The sequence below is a fragment of the Brevundimonas sp. genome (assembly GCF_046295775.1).
GTDB lineage: Bacteria > Pseudomonadota > Alphaproteobacteria > Caulobacterales > Caulobacteraceae > Brevundimonas.
In genome coordinates this window covers 264,223-285,871 of record NZ_JBKBML010000001.1, presented here as the reverse complement: position 1 = coordinate 285,871, position 21,649 = coordinate 264,223, and the positions used below count along the sequence as shown (strand labels likewise).

General features: G+C 71.1%; 20 protein-coding genes. 10 read left to right on the top strand and 10 right to left on the bottom strand.

The annotated features are described in order from the left end of the window. Positions 1 to 102: 102 nt before the first annotated feature. From ACK4I0_RS01480 to ACK4I0_RS01470, 3 genes are read right to left on the bottom strand one after another with little or no spacing between them, the layout of a single operon-like run. The gene (locus tag ACK4I0_RS01480; RefSeq protein WP_409607279.1) at positions 103 to 2,187 is read right to left on the bottom strand and encodes a chromosome partitioning protein ParB; all 2,085 of its coding nucleotides are present in this window, start codon (positions 2,185 to 2,187) and stop codon (positions 103 to 105) included. Between the two features lie 51 nt (positions 2,188 to 2,238). Continuing rightward, complete coding sequence (locus tag ACK4I0_RS01475) at positions 2,239 to 3,147, bottom strand: toprim domain-containing protein (protein ID WP_409607277.1); 909 nt, start codon at positions 3,145 to 3,147, stop codon at positions 2,239 to 2,241. A 7-nt stretch (positions 3,148 to 3,154) separates the two neighbouring features. Continuing rightward, positions 3,155 to 3,847, bottom strand: coding sequence for a RadC family protein (locus ACK4I0_RS01470; protein ID WP_409607275.1), 693 nt, complete (start codon positions 3,845 to 3,847; stop codon positions 3,155 to 3,157). Between the two features lie 260 nt (positions 3,848 to 4,107). Between ACK4I0_RS01470 and ACK4I0_RS01465 the strand changes: the two genes are divergently transcribed. Then, complete coding sequence (locus ACK4I0_RS01465; protein ID WP_409607273.1) at positions 4,108 to 4,290, top strand: hypothetical protein; 183 nt, start codon at positions 4,108 to 4,110, stop codon at positions 4,288 to 4,290. 76 nt (positions 4,291 to 4,366) lie between these two features. Here ACK4I0_RS01465 and ACK4I0_RS01460 read toward each other — a convergent pair whose 3' ends face one another. From ACK4I0_RS01460 to ACK4I0_RS01450, 3 genes are read right to left on the bottom strand one after another with little or no spacing between them, the layout of a single operon-like run. Beyond that, the gene (locus ACK4I0_RS01460; protein WP_409607271.1) at positions 4,367 to 5,530 is read right to left on the bottom strand and encodes a glutathionylspermidine synthase family protein; all 1,164 of its coding nucleotides are present in this window, start codon (positions 5,528 to 5,530) and stop codon (positions 4,367 to 4,369) included. 4 nt (positions 5,531 to 5,534) lie between these two features. Then, entirely contained in the window at positions 5,535 to 6,278 is a 744-nt protein-coding gene (locus ACK4I0_RS01455) for a PspA/IM30 family protein (RefSeq protein WP_409607269.1), read from the bottom strand. 16 nt (positions 6,279 to 6,294) lie between these two features. Next, a complete protein-coding gene (locus ACK4I0_RS01450; protein WP_409607267.1) occupies positions 6,295 to 6,750 on the bottom strand; it encodes a YjfI family protein in 456 nt (151 codons plus the stop codon). A 256-nt stretch (positions 6,751 to 7,006) separates the two neighbouring features. Between ACK4I0_RS01450 and ACK4I0_RS01445 the strand changes: the two genes are divergently transcribed. From ACK4I0_RS01445 to ACK4I0_RS01415, 7 genes are all read left to right on the top strand, one after another. Further along, a complete protein-coding gene (locus ACK4I0_RS01445) occupies positions 7,007 to 7,651 on the top strand; it encodes a DUF2491 family protein (RefSeq protein WP_409607265.1) in 645 nt (214 codons plus the stop codon). A gap of 10 nt (positions 7,652 to 7,661) precedes the next feature. Beyond that, positions 7,662 to 8,075: a DUF350 domain-containing protein gene (locus tag ACK4I0_RS01440; RefSeq protein WP_409607263.1), complete on the top strand. Its 414-nt coding sequence runs from the start codon at positions 7,662 to 7,664 to the stop codon at positions 8,073 to 8,075. Positions 8,076 to 8,079: 4 nt separating this feature from the next. Then, positions 8,080 to 8,694, top strand: a complete 615-nt coding sequence (locus tag ACK4I0_RS01435) for a DUF1190 domain-containing protein (protein WP_409607261.1) — start codon at positions 8,080 to 8,082, stop codon at positions 8,692 to 8,694. A gap of 177 nt (positions 8,695 to 8,871) precedes the next feature. Continuing rightward, the gene (locus ACK4I0_RS01430) at positions 8,872 to 10,128 is read left to right on the top strand and encodes a TadE/TadG family type IV pilus assembly protein (RefSeq protein WP_409607259.1); all 1,257 of its coding nucleotides are present in this window, start codon (positions 8,872 to 8,874) and stop codon (positions 10,126 to 10,128) included. A 340-nt stretch (positions 10,129 to 10,468) separates the two neighbouring features. Then, the gene (locus ACK4I0_RS01425) at positions 10,469 to 10,876 is read left to right on the top strand and encodes a GreA/GreB family elongation factor (RefSeq protein ID WP_409607257.1); all 408 of its coding nucleotides are present in this window, start codon (positions 10,469 to 10,471) and stop codon (positions 10,874 to 10,876) included. Positions 10,877 to 10,901: 25 nt separating this feature from the next. Then, positions 10,902 to 11,084, top strand: coding sequence for a hypothetical protein (locus ACK4I0_RS01420; protein WP_409607255.1), 183 nt, complete (start codon positions 10,902 to 10,904; stop codon positions 11,082 to 11,084). Positions 11,085 to 11,175: 91 nt separating this feature from the next. Then, positions 11,176 to 11,958: an alpha/beta hydrolase gene (locus tag ACK4I0_RS01415; protein ID WP_409607253.1), complete on the top strand. Its 783-nt coding sequence runs from the start codon at positions 11,176 to 11,178 to the stop codon at positions 11,956 to 11,958. 230 nt (positions 11,959 to 12,188) lie between these two features. Here ACK4I0_RS01415 and ACK4I0_RS01410 read toward each other — a convergent pair whose 3' ends face one another. From ACK4I0_RS01410 to ACK4I0_RS01395, 4 genes are all read right to left on the bottom strand, one after another. Then, positions 12,189 to 12,533 (bottom strand): glycine zipper domain-containing protein, encoded by a 345-nt coding sequence (locus ACK4I0_RS01410; RefSeq protein WP_409607251.1) that lies wholly within the window; start codon positions 12,531 to 12,533, stop codon positions 12,189 to 12,191. A 79-nt stretch (positions 12,534 to 12,612) separates the two neighbouring features. Further along, entirely contained in the window at positions 12,613 to 15,117 is a 2,505-nt protein-coding gene (locus tag ACK4I0_RS01405; RefSeq protein ID WP_409607249.1) for a glycoside hydrolase family 3 protein, read from the bottom strand. A 70-nt stretch (positions 15,118 to 15,187) separates the two neighbouring features. After that, positions 15,188 to 17,917 carry a TonB-dependent receptor gene (locus ACK4I0_RS01400; RefSeq protein WP_409607247.1) on the bottom strand — a complete coding sequence of 910 codons (2,730 nt, stop codon included), beginning with the start codon at positions 17,915 to 17,917 and terminating at the stop codon, positions 15,188 to 15,190. A gap of 113 nt (positions 17,918 to 18,030) precedes the next feature. Next, a complete protein-coding gene (locus ACK4I0_RS01395) occupies positions 18,031 to 19,065 on the bottom strand; it encodes a LacI family DNA-binding transcriptional regulator (RefSeq protein WP_409607245.1) in 1,035 nt (344 codons plus the stop codon). A gap of 114 nt (positions 19,066 to 19,179) precedes the next feature. Between ACK4I0_RS01395 and ACK4I0_RS01390 the strand changes: the two genes are divergently transcribed. Both ACK4I0_RS01390 and ACK4I0_RS01385 read left to right on the top strand, forming a co-directional pair. Then, a complete protein-coding gene (locus tag ACK4I0_RS01390; RefSeq protein ID WP_409607243.1) occupies positions 19,180 to 20,412 on the top strand; it encodes an MFS transporter in 1,233 nt (410 codons plus the stop codon). A 99-nt stretch (positions 20,413 to 20,511) separates the two neighbouring features. After that, the gene (locus tag ACK4I0_RS01385; RefSeq protein ID WP_409607241.1) at positions 20,512 to 21,636 is read left to right on the top strand and encodes a glycoside hydrolase family 5 protein; all 1,125 of its coding nucleotides are present in this window, start codon (positions 20,512 to 20,514) and stop codon (positions 21,634 to 21,636) included. Positions 21,637 to 21,649: the final 13 nt, after the last annotated feature.

Below are 21,649 nucleotides of genomic sequence, written 5' to 3'. Positions count from 1 at the left end.
TCCGCCTTTCGCCCGGCTGCGCGCTCGACCCTGGCAGGGAATCCCGGCGGCCTACGCCAAGAGGTCGCCGCGCCTTCGCGCGACGACCTTCCGAAGCCGGTGTCAGGCCGCAGCGCCCTCCAGGGCGGCCTCGCCCTGGGGCGTCACGACGAGACCACCCCGCCCCTCGTCGAGGTCCGGCCCGGTCGTGCTTTCCGACCCGGGCTCGGTCTCCGACCCCGCCTCGGGCGCGGACGCGGCCTCATCGCCCTCGTCGCCCGCCGCCGGCGCGGCCCAGGACAGGGCCGTGGGAATCCACCCCCGCGCAGCCGCCGTGGCCTCGACCAGGGTCACCAGATCCGCCTTGAGCAGAGCGCCCGCCTGGGGCGCCGCCTTGCCCATGGCCGCCAGCATCTCCAGCAGCTGGGCCTTGCTGTGCGCCTTCAGGAAGACGGCGTCGGGCGTCCAGTGGCGCGACAGTTCGGCCCCCGACAGCTCGGCCAGTTCGACCGCATCCGCCCGCGCCTCACGGCGGATGAGGCTCGTGCGGTCCTCGACGAGGTCCAGGGTCAGGGCCGTCAGCTCGCCGAGCAGGCCGAGCCGATCCGCCTCCTCCAGTTCGTGGATCCAGCGCAGCAGGGTGAGGCCGGACGCCTCCCAGGCCGCCTGCCGCGCGTCCAGGCGTTGCCGCACGACGCCGTCCAGCGCCTCGATCACCCGCCCGGCGCGCGGGTCGAACCGCGTCGCCGTCATCGACAGGGCGGCCTGGCTGCGCGGCCGGGCGGCGCCGCCGACAATCAGGCCGAACAGCCGCGCGATCAGGGCGGTCATCGCCGTACGGGGATCGTCGGCCAGGGCGCGGATGAGCCCGCGGGTCGCCACCTCCGTTCTCAGCCGGTGCAGGGCGTGCCCCACCCCCTCGACGTCCGGCTCGGGCGCCTCGACGCGCGGCGGTTCGAACCGGGGCGCCGCCGGCTCGGGCGCACCGTCAGTCTCGCCGGCCTCAACCTCCGCCGCCGCCTCCGGCTCGACCGGGGCGTAGGCGCGAACCCTCAGCCCCTCCCGCAGCGACGGATGGAAGACAAGGACGGTGGCCACGCGTCCGCCCAGGGCGATCTGGTCCATCGCCAGTCCGGCCTGGATCAGGCCGGCGAGAGCGTCGTCCACGGTCTCGGGATCGGCGCCCTCCTCCAGCAGCGCCGCCACGGCCTCGGCCGCGGCGTCCCGCGACGCCTGCGCGCGGCGATAGTCCGCCATCTCCTCCGCCCCCAGCCGGCCGCGATACACATAGCCGGCCGTCTCCAGGTCGTCGGGGAGCTCGGGCGGCTCGCCCGGCGCCACATGCACCGTCAGGCCCTCGGCCTCGAACGGCGCGGCGATCGCTTGCGCCCGCGCCGTCCAGAGGTCGGTCAGCCGCGCCGGATCCCGCAGCACCGGCGGCCGCTCGTCGAACAGGTCGGTCTCGATCGCCCCGCCGGCCGCCGCATAGGCCTGCGGCGTCACCAGGCCGCAGCGGGGATCCGACGCGTCCACCTGGCCCGCGTCCAGCCGCTCATTGACACGCCAGTCCGGGAAGCCCTGGCCGTCCAGCGCCGCCTGGGCGAACTCGGCCTGAGCCTCCGGATCCTTGAGCCGGGCCAGCAGCCGGGCCTGGCGCAGCGTCATCCGGCCCGCCCTGAGCGCCTGGAGCGCCGTCTCCGGCAGGGCCGAGAGCGCGGCCAGGCGCTTCACCTCCGTTTCGCCATAGCCGAGCGCCCGGGCGATGACGGGAACCCCGAGCCGGGACTTCAGCATCCGGCCGATGGCGGCGATGACGTCCGCCACATGGACGGGCGCGGCGGTGTTGGTCAGGACCACGGCCGCGGCCTGGCGCACCGGATCGGTCTCCACGATCACCTCCACCGGATGGCTCGCCTCGATCCGGCCCTGGTCGGCCAGCAGCCGCAGGGCCAGCAGCCGGCGGCGGCCGTCGAGCGCCATCCAGGGCGTCTCCCGGCGTCGGCCCGGCCGGACGGTGAGGGCCTGGAGCTGGCCCGCCGCGAAGAGAGCGTCCGCCAAGAGCGGCACCTCCGCATCGGCGGCCTCGCCGGCGCGCAGATTCTCCGGCGCGATGTCGAGATCGCCCAGGGGGACCGTCCGGCGGGGCCGCGCGGCGGCGGCTTCGGACGGACTGGGCGCCGCGCGGGCGGCTAAAGAGGAACGGGGCATTTGGAAGTCTCCCGCCGGCGGCCGGGACCATCCCCGCCGAACCGGCGCCCTTCAGCCCCCTTCCCTTCGCCTTTCCGACACCGCCAGCGCGTTCCAGTCGCCGGCCCCCGCCGGCGGCAGCGCCACCTCGGCCTCGACGCCCTGAGCCCCCAGCCCCCGCGCCAGCCGGGCGGCCGCGGCCTCGCCCGCAGCCCCGGGATCGGCGGCGATCAGCACCCGCCCCACCCCGTCAGGCGCGCGCCAGACCGCGAGATTGCCGGCCGAGCCCAGGGCCCAGGCGGGAAGGCCGAACCGCTCGCCCGCCGACAGGGCGGTCATCACCCCCTCCGCGACCAGAAGGGCCGCTCCGGGCGGGTCCAGCCGCACCGCCGATCCGGCCGGCACGAGACCCACCGTCTTTCGCGACAGGCGCAGCCGCGCGTCCCGCCGGCCGCCCGGCGCCAGATAGGTGACCTCCACCGCCGTCAGGCCGCCGTCGGGCGTGCAAACGGCCGCCACCAGGGCCGCCTGGCCGGGACCGCCGGCCCGATAGACCGATCGGGGGGCCGCCGGATGATGGCGCAGCGCGGCGATCCCGGCGGGGTCGCGTCCGATCGCCCGGCCGGCCAGATGGCGGCTCGACAGGGTCGCGGGCGTGAGGGGGCCCGCCTCGGCCCACAGCCGGCGCGCCGCCGCCAGGCGGACGGCGGCGGCGGGCGCGGCCCGGACCTGGGCCGCCCGCCCCGTGGCCGCTGAACCGGTGATCCGTCCGGCGCGGTCGATCAGGCCGGCCGCGACCAGATGGTCCCGGACCTCGGTCCAGGCCGCCCCGCCGAAGCTGTGGATCACCACCCGGTCTCCGCTCAGGAGAAGGGAGACCGACCGGTCGGCCGGACTGTGGCCGGGCGCGGGCACGCTGGCGCGCGCGCCCCCGGCGTAGAGATCGCCGCCCAGGGCGGCCACGAGAACTCTCAGGGACATGGCGGCCTCACATCAGGCCCAGGGCGCGGAAGCTGGCCGTGCCGTTCCGGCCGACGATGATATGATCGTGCACCTGCAGGCCGAGCGCCCGGGCCGCCTCCACCACCTGCCGCGTCATGGCGATGTCGGCCTGGGACGGCGAGGGATCGCCGGACGGATGATTGTGCACCAGGATCATCGACGAGGCGGAGATTTCGAGGGCGAACCGGACCACTTCACGGGGGTAAACCGGGGCATGGCTCACGCTGCCCTCCGCCAGGATCTCGTCGACCATCAGATGGTTGCGATGATCGAGGAACAGCACGCGGAACTGCTCCCGTGGCGCATTCGCCTGGAGCGTGCGCGCATAGGCCTGCAGGGCGCTCCAGGCGCCGATCACCGGCCGTCTTGCGGCCGCCTCCCGCGCCAGCCGCGCCGCCAGCTCCCGCAACAGGACCACATCCTCCAGCGCGGCTTCCGACAGCGCAGCGGCCCGCGCCAGGGCCGGGCGATCCGCCCCGACCGCGCCGCCGAGCCCGTCGAAGCGGGCGACCAGCCGGGCGGCGGCGCCCTCCGGATCCGGCTCCCAGCGGCGCAGCCACAGGGCCAGCAGGGCGGCGTCGTCGAGCGCCGACAGGGGCTGGGCGACGGATTTCGGCGAGCGAGGGCGATCCTCCGCGGCGGGCCTCAGGGTGTGCTGTGTGGATGCTGGACGGGACATGACAGTCTCCTTGCCGCTCCGGACGTGGAGCACCCGCTCTCCCGCCTTCCCTCATCCTTTCAGGCCGCCGGGCCGGCTCCCGATCGACAGGCGTGATCCGGCTCCCCGTCGGCTCGTCCAGTGTCGCCTGCCCCTCCATCCGGCTGGAACGGGCTCCACACTCCCATCCACAGAAACAGAACAAAAGAAGAACTTTTAGTCTGGCCGCAGTCAGGAGCGGCGCGTATGCCTGTCTCCGGGTCGGCAACCGGAGACGTGACATGCAGCAGGACGCCTTTCCCACCCGCCCCCACGATCAGCATCGCCTCATGGAGAGGCTGGCGAACGCCCGGGTCACCGAGGAGCGCGCCAGCGAGATCATGACCAGCCGGGAGGCGCATCGCGCCTTCATGGCCGAGATCGCCACGGGCCTGGGACCCTATGCGAGGGGGCCGCGCCCCTGAGACGAAGGGTCCAGGCGTGACCCGCCCACCGCGCCACACCGCGGGCGGTCAGCGGCCGTGCCTGCGGGGCACCGGCCTAGGGCCGGATGAAGTGCGGCACGAAGCGTGACGTGTTGCGCGTGATGCGGCCGGGGTCCTCGCGCAGGGCGACGCCCGCGGGCGCATCGCCCACCACCCAGGAGCCCACGATGACGTGCTGGCCGTCGAAGCGCGGCGGCGCGTGGAGCGCCTGACGGATGTGCGGCCCGTCTCCATAGCCGCCGTCGAGCCCCTCCTCGCGGACCGCGCCCTCCACGATCGAGATGTTCGCCCCTTCCCGTGAGAAAAGCGGCTTGCGCACATAGGCGTCGCCCAGGGACGCATGCGCCGGGTCGCTTTCGAAGTAGGCCGCCAGCAGATTGGGATGTCCGCGATGACGCTCCCACAGCAGCGGCAGCAGCCCCTTGTTGGACAGCAGCGCCTTCCAGGCCGGCTCCAGCACGGTCACCCCGGCCCCCGGCAGGGGTTCGGCGTAGTCGTCCCGCAGCATCTGCTCCCAGGAATAGAGCTTGAACAGGGCCTGGATCAGCCAGTTCTCGTCGTCGACGAAGCGGCCGTCGGCGTTCAGCCCGATCTGGTCGATCGCCACGAACCGGGGGTCCAGACCCGCCTGGCGGGCGAGGTCCTCCAAAAAGCGCACGGTCTGGCGGTCCTCGACGAACTCCGGGTCGGAGGAGAAGTGCACGAAGCCGCCGTCGGGAAAGATCGCCCGGAACCGGTCGACCAGCTTCTCATGCAGGCTGTTGAACTGGTCCGCCTCGGCCGGCAGGGCGCCGTCGGCGATCCGGTCCTCCAGCCACAGCCACTGGAAGACGGCCGTCTCGAAGACGCTGGTCGGAGTGTCGGCGTTGTATTCATAAAGCTTGGCCGGCCCCGCGCCGTCGAAGGCGAAGTCGAACCGCCCGTACAGCGAGGGCTCGCCCCGCGACCAGCTGTCGGCGACATAGTCGCGCGACGCCGCGGGGATCTGCAGAAGCTCCATCAGCCGTTCGGACCCGCAGGCCTCGTCGACCACGTCCAGACACATCTGGTGCAGCTCGGACGTCGGCCCCTCCAGCCCCTCCTCCACCTCGCTCAGGGTGAGGGCGTAGGCGGCGCTTTCGTCCCAGTAGCGTTCGCCGGAGTCGTGATGCCAGGTGAAGCCGACCGCCTCGGCCCTGGCTTGCCAGTCCGGACGCGGATCCAGCGCCACGCGCTCCATGGGCTCAGGCCGGGTCCTTGGCGGGCGGGACCGAAGCGCCGATCCGCGGCGTCACGACCTTCACCTCCTGCGCCGTCAGCCGGGCCAGGACATCGTCCGCCGAGGCATGGCCCGGCAGGATGCCGGCGTCGCGCAGCTTGGCGTCCAGGTCGGCGCCGGTGCGCCGATCCTCGAGCTCCTGGCCCACGCGCAGGCGTTCCTCCTGCACGGCCTGGCGCTGCTTGATCCGCTGCAAGCTGTCCGCCGCCGAACCGATCCGCGACTGCGCCCCCTGCGACTGCAGGGCCACCGAGGTCTGGGCCTTCTGCACCGAGTCATTGACCTTCACGATGTCGATCTCGCGCCGCAGCGTCTCGATCTTGCGGTCGGTCGCGGCGATCGCCTGGCGCAGGCGGGCCTCGGCCTCCTTCATGCCGTCGATCATCGGCCCGCGCGTGCCGATTTCGGTCTCCAGCTCGGCGATGCGGCCGGCGACCTCGCGGGCCAGGTCCGTCTTGCCCTGCGCCATGGCCGCCCGGACCGAGCTTTCGTATTTGGCGATCTGCTCGCCGAAGCTGTTCAGTTCGTTCTCCGCCATGCGCCGGCGCGCCACCAGTCCGGCTAGATCGTCGCGGGCCTTGCCCTGGGCGGTGTCGGCGTCGCGGATTTCCTGGTCGAGGATCTTCAGCGCATTGGCGTCGACCACGGCCTGGCCGGCCTCGTGGGCGGTGCCGCGGAACAGGGCGGAGAGTTTGGCGAGCATGGACATGAAGGTCTCTCCCGGATCAGGCGGCGCCGGCGGATGCGGCGCCGAAGGTTTCGCGCAGTTCGGTCGCCTCGATGGCGTTCTCGGCGAGCGTGCGCAGTTCGATGAGGATGGTCTGCAGCGTCGTCCGGCAGGACAGCTCCCCCATCAGTTCATAGACCTCCTCGCCATTGACCGTGGTGATGGCGAAGTTGGACAGGGGCACGACGCGCTGCGCCTTCAGCAGGAATTCGTTGAAGGCGTGCCGGTCCGGCTGGTCGGCCACGGGCCACAGGAGGACCGAGCAGACGATCTGTTCGCCGCCGACGCTGAGATAGACCGGCAGGTCGCCGTAGTCGTGCATGGTGGCCAGCAGGACCGGCTCGGCGCCCTGGAGCACGCGCGCGGACAGCTCGCCGTCTCTCACCAGTTCGGACGTCTCCAGCGCCGCCTTCACGGCCGGAACGGTCCAGGGGGTTTCGATCACGGCGTCCATCCGACTTCCTCCTGCGGCGGTTGAACGCCTTGTGCACGGACGGCGGGCCGGATGTCGAGCCGCCTCATGCGTCGACGCCCCCCGCCGGCCGCCCCCGAGCGCCGGGCGCCGGGCGCCGGGCCCGGCCCCAGGCGGGCCGGCGACGCGACGACCGCACCCCCGCCTGCCTGCGACAAGACGCCGTGGGCTTCGGGCGGCGCGGCGAATGCGCCGATCGGCCCTCGCGACCGCGCGCGCCTTCGGCTAAGGGAGGCCCATGTTCAGGCGGCTCTTCGGACAGCGCGATGCGGAACCGGCCAGTCGGCTGGCCCAGGTGCGCAACATCACCGTGGGCCGCACCGTGGCGCTGGATCCGCTGGCCTGGCGCAGGCTGGGCGCGGAGACCTGTTTCACCCTCGACCGGGACGCCCTGGAGATCACGGCCCAGGGCCTGATCCAGCTCGACGACGGGCCGTTCGTGCATCGCTTCTACACCGACGACCATGTGATGCTGCAGGCGATGAGCGACGACGCCGCCGGCGCGGCCGCCTATGACTTCACCCTCTTCACCCCCTGGTCGTCGGCCTATCCGCCCGACGGCGCCGCCCGACGGGCCTGGGCGGACCGGCTCTCGGAACCGGTGTTTAACGGCCAGGCCGAGGGCCTGCCGTCCTATCCGCGGTTCTGGTTCTCCGAAAGCGAGGCGCGCCAGCCACCGGTGAGGCTCTGGGAGAGCGTCTATGACGACCGGACGGCCCTGGAGCCCTATTCAAGGATCTTCCAGACCTGCATGCTGTACGCACGGGACCTGGCCGGCGGGCGGGAACTGATGATCGCCCTCGAGCAGGAGCCCCAGGGCGGCGAACCCACGCACGAAATCATGATCGGCATTCCGCTCGACATGGCGGAATTCAGCGCCTGAGGGGCAGACGATGTTGGACTGGTTCGCGTTTCAGACGGGGGCGATCGCCTTCGTCATCGCCTTCGTGGCGGCCGTCACCTTCTTCTCGGCGTTCAAATTCGTCTACCAGATGATCACGCCCTACAATGAGCGCACCCTGATCCGTGAGGGCAATACCGCCGCCGCCATCGCCCTGGGCGGCGCGCTGATCGGCTATGTCCTGCCGCTGGCCTCGGCCCTGTCGCAGACCGTCAGCCTGGCGGAGTTCGCCGCCTGGGCCCTCCTGGCCGGCGTAATCCAGATCCTGGCCTTCATCGTCGTCAGCCGCCTGCTGTACCGGGCGCTCGCCTCCAGGATCGAGGCCGGCGAGACGGCGGCGGGCGTCTATCTGGCCTCCATCTCCATCGGCGTCGGCCTGCTCAACGCCGCCTGCATGACGGCCTGATCCGATGAGCGACCGGACTCCTGCCGAGACCACGACCCTTCGCCGCCTCAAGCGGTCGCGCACCCTGCAGGTGAGCGGCTTCATGGCCACCGTCAGCTTCTCCATGGCGGCCTGCGGGGCCCCTCAGGCGGTCGCCCCCCTCCCCGACCCGGATCCGGCCCTGGCCTACACCTCGACGGCGGACTGCAAGGCGGCGAATGATGTCAGCGCCGCCGAGTGCGACGCCGCCTACGCCGAGGCGCAGCGCCAGTCGGCGCAGACGGCGCCGCGCTACGCCACGCGGGAAGAGTGCGAGGGCCAATGGGGCCCCGAGCAGTGCCGGCCCCTCAACTCGGGCGGCGGCTCATTCTTCGGCCCCCTGGCCACGGGTTTCATCATCGGCCAGCTGATCAACGGGGGCGGATATCGCGGCGGCGGCCCGCTCTACCGCGACCGGAACGGGGCCTTCTCCAACGGCTATGGCGGCGGTTACCTGTCGCGCGACTACCGGACGGGCCGGACGGTGGCGAACCGCAATGACGTCGACGTCGCACGCCGGGCCCCTGAGCGCGTCCAGAGCCGCACGGCGGTCGTGTCGCGCGGCGGCTTCGGGGGCGGCGGCCGGAGCTATGGCGGCTGAGGCGCCGGCGGCCGGCGCGCTGGGCGGGCAGCCGCAGTCTCCAGAAAAACGTCGGCTCGACCCCGGGCCGGAAGCCATGACCGAATGTCGCAGGAGCGAAAACCTTCCGCCTGTGAAATGAAACATTCACTCAAGACGCGCTAGTTCGGGACCTTAACTCCGGCGTGTCGAGTCTCTGTGTTCAAACATCTCAAGACGCGCCTGCGCGACCTTCATCTGAACGATCGCGGTTCGGTCGCCCTGGTGTTTGGTCTGTCCGTTCCTGCCCTTATACTTATGGTCCTGGTCGCCGTAGAGCTTCGCGCCCTGGCCAACGACCGGGGCCGCCTCCAGGACCTGGCCGACGTTTCAGCCCTTAACACCGCGGGCCAGATGCGCATCGGCGCCAACGCCCAGCTGCTGGAGCGGGCCCGCGCGGCCGTGCAGGCGCAGGCCGGTGACCTGACGGCCACGCTCGAAACCGCGGACCTCCAGTTCCTCGAGGCGCAGGACGGCCGGTCCGGCGTGCAGGTGAGCCTGACCGCCCGCCGCACGTCCTTCTTCGGCAACATGCTCCCTCCCGGCGGCTTCGTTATCCGCGCAGAGGCCACCGCCCAGCAGCTGGGCGCCACGCCCCTGTGCGTGCTCGCCCTCAGCCAGACCAGCGGCGCCGCGCTTCACCTGGAGCGGGGCGAGATCGTGGCCCGCGCCTGCCTGGCCCATTCCAACCGCGACATCCAGCTCGCCGCCCAGGGCTCGATCGACGCCGCCGCGGTTCAGGCCGCCGGGGCCATCAAGGGCGGGACGCCGGCCAATGCGGGATCCGGCGCCCCGCTCGTGGCGGACCCCCTGGCCGGTCTCTTCACCGCCGGTGCGCCCCCCCGCACGGCCACCTCGGGCGTGAAGGTCGATGACGACGACACCGTCCGGACCGTGCCGCCCGGCGTGCACTGCCGGCATTTCGACATCGAGGAGGGCACGCTGAAGCTGCTGGCCGGCGTGCACCATTTCCGGTCCGGCGAGCTTCAGTTGAAGGAGGATGCGAGGGTCGAGGGCGACAATGTCACGCTCGTGTTCTGGAAGGATGTGAAGATCGATTTCTCGGATGGTCGGGTCGACCGCCTGACCTTGGTGGGCAATCAGGCCGCCGGCGACCCGTGGGCGGGCGTCGTCATCGCCGTCGATCCGATGCGCACCGAGGATTTCGTGTTCGACTTCAACGATATTCGCCGCCTGGAGGGCGTCGTCTACGCCCCGGGCGCCCGCCTGGTCGTCCCGGGCGGCGCGAACTCCAACGACGCCACCCCCTGGACGGTCGTGGTCGCGCGCGAACTCAGGGTGGAAGGCGGACGGCGGCTTGCCATCAACGCCGACTACGCCGCATCCTCCGTCCCGGTGCCCAACGGCGTGGGCAACAGGGCGGAAGGCGGCGGGCCGACCCGTCTCACCCACTAGGCTGCGCCGGGGTTCTCCCCGCCGACGCGCACGTCCGCCGCTCCATCGTCACCTCTCGGACCGAATGCGCCAACCGGCCCCCGCATTGACCCCCTCGCCCACCGCGGTCATCATCGCTTCATGAACGGTCGAGCGCGCACCTATCGCCGGTCTCTGCATGCGGGGCGCTTCGTCGGAGGCGCCTAGCCCCGGGCCCGCACGCCTTCAGGCGGCCGGGTTTCGGGGAAGACGTTCGGGGTTTCGGCGCACTGGATCGATGCGATCCGCGCCGGACCGTTTTCGACGCCGGGCCCAGGGCCGGCGTTTCCGGGCCCAGGCCCGCACCGCAAGAGTGTCCGACATGACCGCCACCGCTCCACGCCGCCGGCTTCCGCCGGTCGCGTTCACCGCTTCAGACATCGAGATAATCGAGGGGCTGCTCGCCTCCGGGGCCCCGACGCCCGCCCGCAGCCTGCTTGAGGCCGAACTGTCCCGCGCCGCCGTCGTCTCCGACGCCGCCGCGCGCGGCGCCGCCCGCCTCGGCGACTGGGTCGAATACCGCACCGACGACGACGGTCCGGTCCGCCGCGTGCAGCTCGTCCTGCCGGCCGCCGCCGATATCGACCAGAAACGCGTGTCCGTCCTCAGCCCCGTTGGGGCGGCCCTCATAGGCCTCAAGGCCGGAGCCCGGTTCGAATGGACCGACACGCGCGGCCGTCGGCATCGCCTGCAGCTTCTCTCGGTCTCGGGCGAAGGCGAAGACCGATGATCTGCGCCCACGGAGGCCGGCGCTGATGCGCGCCCGCCGCACCATTGCCGGCAATGAAGCCGGCCGGCCCGGACCGCCGGTCTACCTCCGGGGCCATCGGCGCCGCCGAAGGCGAGGCGCCGCCCCGCTTGTGCTGGACGTCCTGGTCCTGGCGAGCCTGGCCCTGATCGTCCTGTTCGGCCTGGAGGCGGCCTTGAACCCCGCCTGAGGCCGCGGGACGCCTGGACTGCGTTTCAGGGGCTGCCGCGCGCGGGCGCATGGCCCTATCGTCGATGCCGGACCGAGGGGGAAGGCCGCCGATGAACCGCAAGCCGCTGATCGCCGCCATCGCCGCCGCCGCCCTGCTGGGCGGCTGCGCTGATGTCATTCGCAACCAGGTCTTCCAGCCCTCGCCTCTGGCGCAGCCTCCTGTCTGGGTCCGCACCCCGGAGACGCTGCAGGTCACGACCGCGGACGGACTGACCCTGAACGGCCTGTTCTGGGCGCCGCAGGGCGATCACCGCGACATCCTGGTCTATTTCCACGGCAATGGCGGCAATCTGAACGACGACGGCGACTATGCCTCGCCTCTGGCCGGCGACGGCCGCGGCCTGCTGATGACCAGCTATCGCGGCTATTCCGGCAACCCCGGCCGCCCCACCGAACAGGGGCTCGCCGCCGACGCCGACGCCTTTCTGGCGGAGGCCCGCCGGCGCCTCCCGCCCGGCGGCCGGCTTTTCGTCTTCGGCCATTCCCTGGGCGGGGCGGTCGCCCTGGGCGCCGCCGCCCGGCAGCCGGTCGACGGCGTGGCCACGCTGGGGACCTTTGCGCGGATCGGCGATCTGGCCCCCTGGGGCGTCAGACCCTTCATGCCGGACCGCTTCGACAACGCCGAGGCGATCGCCAGGATCTCGGCCCCCATTGCGCTCTTCCACGGAACCGCCGACGACATCGTCCCCTATGACTCGGCCGAAACGCTCCGACGGGCGTCTGGAGGGTGGGCTCGGATCCTGCCTCTCAACGGCGCCGGTCATCATCCGGACATGCGCCGGCTGGCCGCGAGGGTCTGGGCGGCGCTCGCCCCCGTTCCGTCTCTGGACTGAGCGTCAAAGGCACGCCTCGCGGCCGTCCAAGATTGGCAGGGATGTCACATCCGGCCCGCCGCGCCGATTGGGGTCCGGCCAGAGCGCTGATCGTCAAACGCGCCAGTCCTATCCACCGCTCGGCGGCTCCCATCGCCGAGACACAGCCAGAGTCGATGCGCTGGCTTCCGCCCCGAGGTTCAACGGCTCATCGGACGTCGGGCCGGCGACGCCGCCGCATCGAGCCCGGTTCAATAGTAGCGATAGGCGCCCGGACGCGGCACGCGCGTATAGCCGTAGCGGCCGTCGCGGTTGTAACCGCCGAACCCGTAGCCGCAGGGATCCTCGCGCTCCGACAACTGGTTGCCGAGCAGTCCGCCCGCCAGGGCGCCGATGGCTGCGCCCTGTTCCCGGTTGCCTTCGCCGGCGATCGCCGCGCCGGCGAGCGCGCCCAGGGCCGCGCCGCTGGCCGTCGCATACTGGCGGTTCTGGGCGTAGTCGCGCTCGCACCGAGAGGCGTAGCCGTCGGTCGTCGCGCAACCGCTGACGATCAGTCCGCAACCCGTCAGGGCCGCCAGGCTCAGACCCATGCGCATGAACTCACCCTCTCGCCGATACGCTCCAAACCGCAAACGCTGCGGTCCGGCGCTCGTTCCCGCATGGGGGCGAGAGCGGTCAGGGGGTGCGGCCCTCCAGGCAGACGGCCCCGGAGTCGTTGCTGACCAGGGCGATATCGGCGACGGAGACGCGCAGGGGAGCGCTCGATCTCAGGGAGAACGGCGTCTCCACGGCGGATACGCCGGCGGCCTCGCCGTCGAAACACGCCAGACGCAGCCGGAGGTGACGCCACTGCCCCACCGCCGCATCGGCCAGCAGCGGCGCGATGTCGTGACGCTCCGCGCCGAAGCCCAGGACGATCGGGCCGCGCGCCGCCTCATCCAGCCGGACCGACAGGGCCAGCACCATGTCGCCGTTGCGCTGGCGAGACAGATCGACGGCCGGCCCGAAGATGGCCGCCTCTCCGGCTGCGGAGAAGGTCAGGGCCATGGCGCTTTCCTGGGCCGTCCCGTCGGTCGAGCGCACGCTGACGGCGCCGCGCGGGCTGGAGCCCCCCAAAACCTGTCCGACCCGCGTGTCGCCGCCGCCGTCGCGCAGCAAAAGCGACCACGGGGCCTGGACCCGGCCGTCCGCGAAATAACGGTCCAGATTGCTGCGCGTGATCTCCACGCCCGGGTCTTCGCCCAGGGCGGCGACAGCGGCCGGCCGGGCGTAGCTGAGCCCATAGCCATAGGCGAACTGCGGATCGTAGCCGGGATCGCCGACGTTCAGCACGTCCTGGGCGGCGGTCCTGGGCCAGGAGAAGGACAGCCGGCCGGAAAAGTCGTGACGCGAAGCCCCGTCGCGCCCAGCCACGAGCACATCGGCGACGCCGGCGCCCTCCGTCCCCGGCAGCCAGGCGGCGACGAAGGCGTCCGAGGCGTTGACCTCGGGATTGGTCCAGAGCGGCCGCCCGCTCAAAAAGACGGACACCGTCGGAATGCCCTGGGCCTTGAAGCGCCGCAGCATCTCCAGCGGCCCTTCGGGCAGGAAGTCCAGCGTCTGCACGTCGCCCTGGAACTCCGCATAGGGGGTCTCGCCGAACACGACGATGGCCACGTCCGGCTTCTGCGTGAAGGCGCCCGAGGCGCTCAGCTCGGCGGCGCCGCCGGCCTCGGAGACCGCCTGGCGCAATCCGGCCCAGATGGACGTCCCGCCGGGAAAGTCGGCGTTGGTGGTGTCCGTGCCCTGCCAGGTGATGGTCCAGCCGCCCGAGGCCTGGCCGATCGAATCCGCCGCCTCGCCCGCCACCAGCACCCGCGCCCCCGGCCGGATCGGCAGCACGCCCTCGTTCTTGAGCAGCACCAGGGACTTGCGAACGGCCTCGCGGGCCAGTTCGCGATGATCGGCCGAGCCCAGCAGTTCGGCGCGTCCCTCCAAGGACCGGTCGCGGTCGAAGACCCCCAGCTTGGCCTTGACGCGCAGGATGCGGCGCACCGCGTCCTCCAGCCGGGCAGCCGGGATCTCGCCGGCGCGCGCCTGGGCCAGGGTGTTGTCGTACAGGCCGCGCCAGCTGTCGGGGGCCATGAACATGTCCAGGCCCGCGTTGATCGCCTGGGGGCAGCTCTCGTTGCTGCAGCCCGGGATCTGGCCGTGCGCGTTCCAGTCGCCGACCACGAAGCCGTCGAAGCCCATCCGGTTCTTCAGCACATCGGTCAGCAGCGACCGGTTGCCGGTGATCTTGACCCCGTTCCAGCTCGAGAAGGAGGCCATGACGGTCAGCACCCCCTCGTCGATCGCCGGCACATAGCCCTGGGCGTGGACGCCGATCAGCTCGGCCTCGGAGATCACGGCGTCGCCCTGGTCCACGCCGTCGGTCGTGCCGCCGTCGGCGAGGAAGTGTTTGGCGGATCCGGCGATGCGGTCGGCCGCCAGCGGCCGCCCGGCCTGCAAGGCCCCCTGCAGGCCCAGGGTCATCGGGCCGGCGTAGGCCTTCACGATCTCGGGGTCCTCGCCATAGCCTTCGTAGGTCCGCCCCCAGCGGTCGTTGCGCGGCACGGCCAGAGTGGGCCCGAAGGTCCAGTCGGCGCCGGACGCCACCACCTCCAGCGCCGTGGCCTCGCCGATGCGCCGGATGAGGTCGGGATCGCGGGCCGCGCCCAGGCCGATGTTGTGCGGAAACAGGGTGGCGCCGACGATGTTGTTGTGGCCGTGCACGGCGTCGATGCCGAACATCAGCGGCACCGCCGCGCCCGGTCTCGCCTCTGCGGCCTCGCGGAAGGCGCGCGACAGGGCGACCCACTCCGCCAGAGGCGCGCGCTCATTGCCGCCGGGCGATGAGTTGCCGCCGGCCAGGATGGACCCGATCGGATAGGTCGCCAGGTCCTGGGGCGTGATCGAGGCGATGTCGGCCTGGATGATCTGGCCGACCTTCTCCTCCAGCGTCATGCGGGCGATCAGCGCGTCGATGAAGGCTTCGGTCCGCGCGTCCGTCAGGGCGTCGGGGCTGGCGGCCTGGGGCCACAGCGCAGGCGTCGCCCGCGCCTGGGCCGGCGTTGCTGCGGGCTCCGCCGCCGTCGCGCAGCCGACGAGCGCGACGGTCAGGGCCAGGGCGGAGATGACGGCGGGGCGCTGCAGGAACATGCGGGGACCTCGATACGGCAAAAAAAACGGGCGGCGCAGCGGAGGCCGCGCCGCCCCAAGGCTCAGGAGCTCAGAAGTTGGCGCGCAGCCGCACGCCCATCGTCCGCGGCTGGTTCAGGAACAGCACATTGACGACCTCGTCGGACACCAGCTGCTTCTCGACCACCGTCTTGTCGAAGACATTGTTGACGTAGGCCTCGACGCGATAGCGGCCGCTGTCCGGCTCCCACCCGGCCCCCAGATTGACCGTCACATAGCCGCCCTGCCGCGCCCAGAAGCCGCCGTCCCGGGCGTCGGTGCTGCGCAGGAAGGGGCTGGCCAGCGGGGCCGTCGGGTTGATCGTCGCGCCTTCGACCGAGGCCTTGAAGGCGTCGTAGGCGGCCTGGGCGGCCGGATCCGTCGGCCGGTCGACGAACTGGATGACGGGCAGCTCATTGTAGATGTTGAGCTGGTAGGACGAGCGATAGTTGGCCAGCAGGTGGAAGTCGGCGCGGCCGCCCATCAGGGTCGCCGTCTTCTGCAGGTGGGCGTTGAGGTTAACCTTCGACACGTTCGGCAGGTCGTTGCCGGCGATGTCGATGTTGAAGTTCGGCGTGCCGTCGCCGTAGTCGGTGCCCCGTGTGTCGGTCAGGGCGCCGCTGTCGGCCTGGGCGTCGATATAGGCGCCGATCAGGTCCAGGCGCATGTCCCAGGGCAGGTCGAACCGGGTCTCCAGCTCGAAGCCCTTGATCGTCGACTGGGCCACATTGATGTTCTGCTGCGAGAAGCCGGCGCTCGAGCCGCCCGGCCCGACGCCCAGCGACACCAGGGTCTGAAACACCTGATCCGAATAGTCGTAGTAGAAGACGTTGGCGTTCACATCGATCCGGCCGGTGTCCAGGCGGAAGGTGTTCTTCGTGCCCAGCTCGTAGAGGGTGACAGCCTCCGGCGCGAAGGTCGGGGCGGTCTGGACCCCGTTGATCGTGATGGTGTCGTTGAAGCCGCCGGACTTATGCCCGGTCGAAATCGCGCCATAGAACAGATTGTCCGAGGTGAAGTCGTACTCGAACCCGACCCGGTAATCGCTGAACGAGTCCTCGTAGGACCCCACCTGTTCGCCCGGGGCGCTGATCTCGAAGAAGCTGTGCTGCCCATCGGCGGGGCAGACCTGGCCGCCGTAGTCCGGCTGGGTGTCGGGACGGTTCACGCAGGTGCCGTTCGGACGGGAGCCGTCCGCAACCCCGGCGATCTGGTCGAGGAAGGTGTCGCGTGCGCCCGGGCGAAACGCGCCCAGGAAGTATTGCGCGGCGGCGGCCTTGTCGCCCGGCGCCGGCGCCGCATAGCTCGTCCGGCCCCGGAAGATCGGCCGGAAGCCCTCGGTGCCGAGACGGGTGGTGAAGCAGCAGCCGAAGCCTTCCGAGCCCAGTCCAAGCGACCAGTTGCCGCCGATCCCGCGGCGCGACTTGCTCTCGTCGGTGTAGCGGAAGCCGCCCTTCAGGCGCAGCTGCTCGGTCACCGGATAGGTGAGATCGAAATAGGCGGCGAAGGATTCGGACTTCACTTCCGGGAAGGTGAATTCGGTCCCCGAATAGAACAGGCCCTTGTCCACCACCGACAGGAACCCGACCTCCTGCTCTTCCTTGAAATAGAACAGGCCGGTCGACCAGACGGCCCTGGAGTCCGCCGGCGACGACAGGCGCAGCTCGTGGATGTCCGAGGTCGACAGGGTCAGCCAGTACTGGGTGCCGAAATTGTCGTAGTCGACGTCGCCCGCGCCATAGCCCGGCCGCACCACGCCCTCATTGGCGGCGTTGACCTGATAGTAGTCCACGCTGCGCCGGCTCGCGATGTATTCCACGACCGCCGGCCCGAGATCGTAGGAGGCGTTCAGCGCCAGACCCCAGTTGTCGTTCTCGACCAGGCCCTGGGGCCCGCGAAACAGCACCTCGCGCAGCTCCAGCTGGTCCGGCGTGCCGCCGTTGACCAGGCCGTTGCGGATGTTGGTGGCCGGATATCCGGTGCCGCGCTCGGACTCATAGTCGCCCATCAGCGTCAGCCGGAACTGATCATTGGGCTCGTACAGATAGGTGGCGCGGGCCGAGAACAGCTCCTGGAGGCCCGTCGGCTTCAGCGACGAGTCGGCGCCCACATTTTCATAGGCTGTGCCCTTGTCCATGCCGTACAGGGCCAGGCGCACGGCCTGGGTGTCGCCGATCGGCAGGTTGACGGCGGCTTCAAAGCCCGTGGTGTCCAGGGTGCCGATCTCCCCCTGGACGAAGCCTTCGCGCGAGCCCAGACGCGGCATGTTGGGGATGATGTTCAGCGTCCCGGCCACCGCATTGCGGCCGCGCAGCGTGCCTTGGGGGCCCTTGGCGATTTCGACCCGCGCCAGGTCGAAGAACATGCCGCCCAGCCCGCGGGGTCGGGGCAGATAGACGCCGTTGAGGTGGGTCGCGGCGGACGGATCGCCGAGCTCGGTGTTATTGGCGGTGCCCACGCCGCGGATGTAGATCTGGACGTTGCCTTCCTGGTTCGAGATCGACAGACCCGGCACGGCCGACTGCAGGTCCTCGATCTGGTCGATGCCAACGGCCCGCAGGTCCTCGCCCGTAATCGACTGGGCCACGCCCGCATAGTCCTGGAGGTTCTGCTGACGACGCTCGGCGGTCACGACAATGTCGCCGACCTGGGTCGCGGTCTCCGGCTCCGGCGCAGTCTGAACCGGCGGGTCGGCCTGGGGCTGCGCCTGGGCGTTCGCCATCGTGGCGGTCAGGGCCACTGCGGCGCAGCCAAGCAGAAGCGCATTCCTGTAACGGACCATAGTATCCTCCCCCGGCCCCGTTTTCGGGCGCCCATGTTTGCGGCTCTGATGGAGCCCAGCGTTTCCGAAGCGGAAGGTGTCCCGCTTTGACAGCGCTGTCAACGCGCCTCGCGTCAGTTTTGCGCAGGCGGCTGGGTGGAGGGCCTCGGAAGCAGGACGTAGTCGATCTTCTGGCTCGGCGAGACCTCGCCCCTCTTGGCGGCGAGCAGCATGCGGGTCGCGGCGGCCGCCATCTCGGCCACGGGCTGGCGGATGGTGGTGAGGGCCGGGCTGCTGAACAGGGCGCCCGGCGTATCGTCGAAGCCGCACACCGACAGGGCGTGCGGGGTTCGGACCCCGAGATCGGCGGCGGCGGCCAGCACGCCCAGCGCCATGTCGTCATTGCTGGCGAAGATGGCGGTCGGGCGCTCCTGGTCGGACAGGAGCGCGCCCCCGGCCCGCCGACCGGAATCGAAGGTGAAGTCTCCATCGGCCACGCCCGCGGGCGCGAGGCCCGCCTCCGACAGCGCGGCCAGGAATCCCTCCCGCCGCGCCTGGCTGGCGGCATAGGCCGGCGGTCCCGACACGAAACCGATTCGCCGATGGCCCAGGTCGATGAGATGGCGGGTCATGTCGTGCGCCGCCTGCCGGTCGTCCATGTGGACGCGCATGCCCCGGTCCAGGTCACGCTCGGCGCCCAGCCGCACGAACGGCGTGCCCGAACGCTCCAGAATGTCGAGCACCAGCGGATCGTCGGCGTTGGGCGGCGTCAGAAGCACGCCGTCCAGCCTCAACGCCTTCAGCAGGGCGGTCAGTCTCGCCTCGAGACTGGGCGAGCCGTAGTCGATCAGCTCGACCAGCAGATGGTGGCCGGCCTCATGGCATTCGACCAGCGCTCCCAGCTCCAGCCGGCTCAGATAGTCGTTGCCCCGTCCGCTGCGCATATGCTGCAGGGTCAGGGCGGCGTCGACGAAGGCCGCGATCAGATAGGAGGAGGCCCCGGCCAGGCTGCGCGCCGACAGGCTGGGGCGATAGTCCAGCGTCTCCACCGCCGCCCTCACCTTCTCCTGGAGCGCCGCACTGACATTGGGCTCGCGGTTCAGAACCCTCGAAACCGACTTGATGGAGACGCCGGCCAGGGCGGCCACATCGTAGATTGTCGCTGCCATGGTCCACCGCCCCGCCGCGAACCCTGTCCGCAGCCCAGATATGCTTTGCTCCGTCGCCCAAGCGCAAGATTTCCCTCGCATCCCGACGCCGTCCTGCACCAGTGTCGCCCCCTCATGCCGACGCAGACCCACCCCGACACCTCCATCTCGCCGCGCGTCGGACCCGGCTTCGTCGCCCTGCTCACCCTCGCCTATGTCGGCGCCTTCAGCGCCTTTGTGCCGCTCCTGTCGATCATCGTGCCGCTGCAGGCCCAGCAGGTGTCCGTGGTCGACAAGGTCGGCCTGCTCGGCGTCGCCACCGCCTGGGGCGCGGGCGTGGCCAGTCTCGCCAATCTGGCCGCCGGCTGGGGCAGCGACCGGACCCGGTCGGCCTGGGGACGCCGGCGGCCGTGGATCCTGCTGGGACTCGTCGGCGTCCTGGCCGCCTACGGCCTGATCGGCGCGGCCCGCACGCCGGCCGGCCTGATCGTCGGCGTGATCGCCTTCCAGCTTGCGTTCAACCTGATGTTCGCCCCCCTGACCGCCATCCTGGCCGACCGGGTTCCGGACGCCCAGAAGGGCCGCGTCGCCGCCTTCCTCGGCCTGGGCGCGCCGATGGGGGCGGCGACAGGCGTGCTGATCGCCGGGCCGGCCCTGCCCGACGCCGGCGCCCGGCTGGCCGCGCTCGGTGTGATCGTCGCCGCCTGCGTCCTGCCGCTCCTGCTGGCCTGGAAGGAACCCGCCGCCCAGCTCCTCGATAGGCCGCGGCGGTCGCGGCTCCACTTCACCGCCGACTTCGGCTTCGCCTGGATGTCGCGCTTCTGCTTCCAGATCGCCGCCAGCGTGATCAACGCCTTCATGCTCTTCTATCTGGCCGACCACGCCCGTTACGCCGAACAGTTTCCGGGCCAGTCGGCCGAGAGCGGACTGGCCCGGCTGATCGCCTTCTCCACCGTTCTGATCGTCGCCTCGGGTTTTGTCGGCGGCCTGCTGTCGGACCGGCTGGGCAGCCGACGCCGGTTCATCCTGGCCGCCTCCGTCATCCTGGCCGCCGGACTGACGATCTTCGCCCTGTGGCCCCAATGGCCAGGGCCGCTGGTCGGCTACGCCCTCTATGGCGTCGGCTTCGGCCTGTATACGACCGTGGACGCCGCCCTGGTGGCCCAGGTCCTGCCCTCCCGCCGCGACGCCGCCCGCGACCTGGGCGTCATGAACCTGACCAACACCCTGCCCGCCGTCGCGGCGCCCCTGCTGGCCCTGCTGGCGCTGGGCCCCGACCGTTCGGACTGGCCCACGCTGATGGCCTTTTCGGCCGGCGCCGCACTCGTCGGCGGCCTGCTGGTGATGGCGGTAAGGCATGTCCGGTAAGCGGACCAGGACTGAGCGCCCATGCTGTCGACAACAGGCGACAAGGGTTGCGACAGCGCTGTCAATTGTTCATGGTCGGGACGGGAGGAGTTCGACGACATGCGTGCAACCCTCGTCCAGGCTCTGCTCCTGGCGGGCGCGGTCCTCTGCGCCGCGCCGCCGGACCCGGCCCGCGCGGCCCCCGTCCCGGCCCAGGCGATCCTCCCGGCTCCAACCGCCCACGAGGCGGCCGCCGCCATGGGCAAGGGGTTCAACCTGGGCCAGATGTTCGACAACGATCAGCACCCGCCGACCTTCGAGGCGGCGCGGCCCAAGATCGACGCCTACTATGACCGCGGGTTCCGGACCCTGCGCATCCCTGTCACCTGGACCGAGCCGATCGGCGGCTATCCCCTGGCCGATCCGGACACGGGCGCCGTCGATCTCGACGCGCCCCGGCTGGCCGCCCTGGTCCGGATCATCGACCATGCGCTGTCCAGGCCGGGCCTCTACGTCGTCCTGAACGCCCACCACGAAAAGTCGCTCAAGGAGGCCGCCCGCGCCGAGGTGCTCGAAAGGCTCTGGGCCGACATTTCCGCGATGCTGGCGGACCGCGATCCGCGGCTGCTGTTCGAAATCCTGAACGAGCCCCACCTCGAGAACGGCGACCCCATGGCGCCCGAGGCCCTTCGCGCCATGACGGGCGGGGCCTATCGCCGGATCCGCGACCGGTCACCCGACCGCATCGTGATCATCGGCGGGAACCAGTGGTTCGGCGCCGGCGAAATGGCCAAGACCTGGCCGCACCTGGAGGACGTCGGCTCGGGCCGCGATCCCTATCTGATGGCGACCTTCCACCACTACAGTCCGTGGACCTTCGCCGGAGACAATCAGGGCGACTACGCCGACCCCTGGACCGAGGCCGATATCCGCGAACCCATGCAGGTCATGGCCGACTGGGCGCGGACCACGGGCCGGGGCATGCCGGTCTTCATCGGCGAATGGGGCGTGGGCTGGGGCAGCCGCCTGGCCACGCCGGACTGCAACAATGTCCGCCTCTGGTACGCGCGCTTCCACGTCGGGCACGCGGCAGAGATGGGCATGCCCACGGCCGTCTGGGACGATGGCGGCTGGTACCAGCTCTACGACCACGCGCGCGACGCCTTCAACGGCGACCTCATCGACTGCATCGACGGCTCCTGCGCCTGGACCGGCGAAGACCGCTTCAACCCGGCCTGTTTCTGACGGCCGCCCTCCA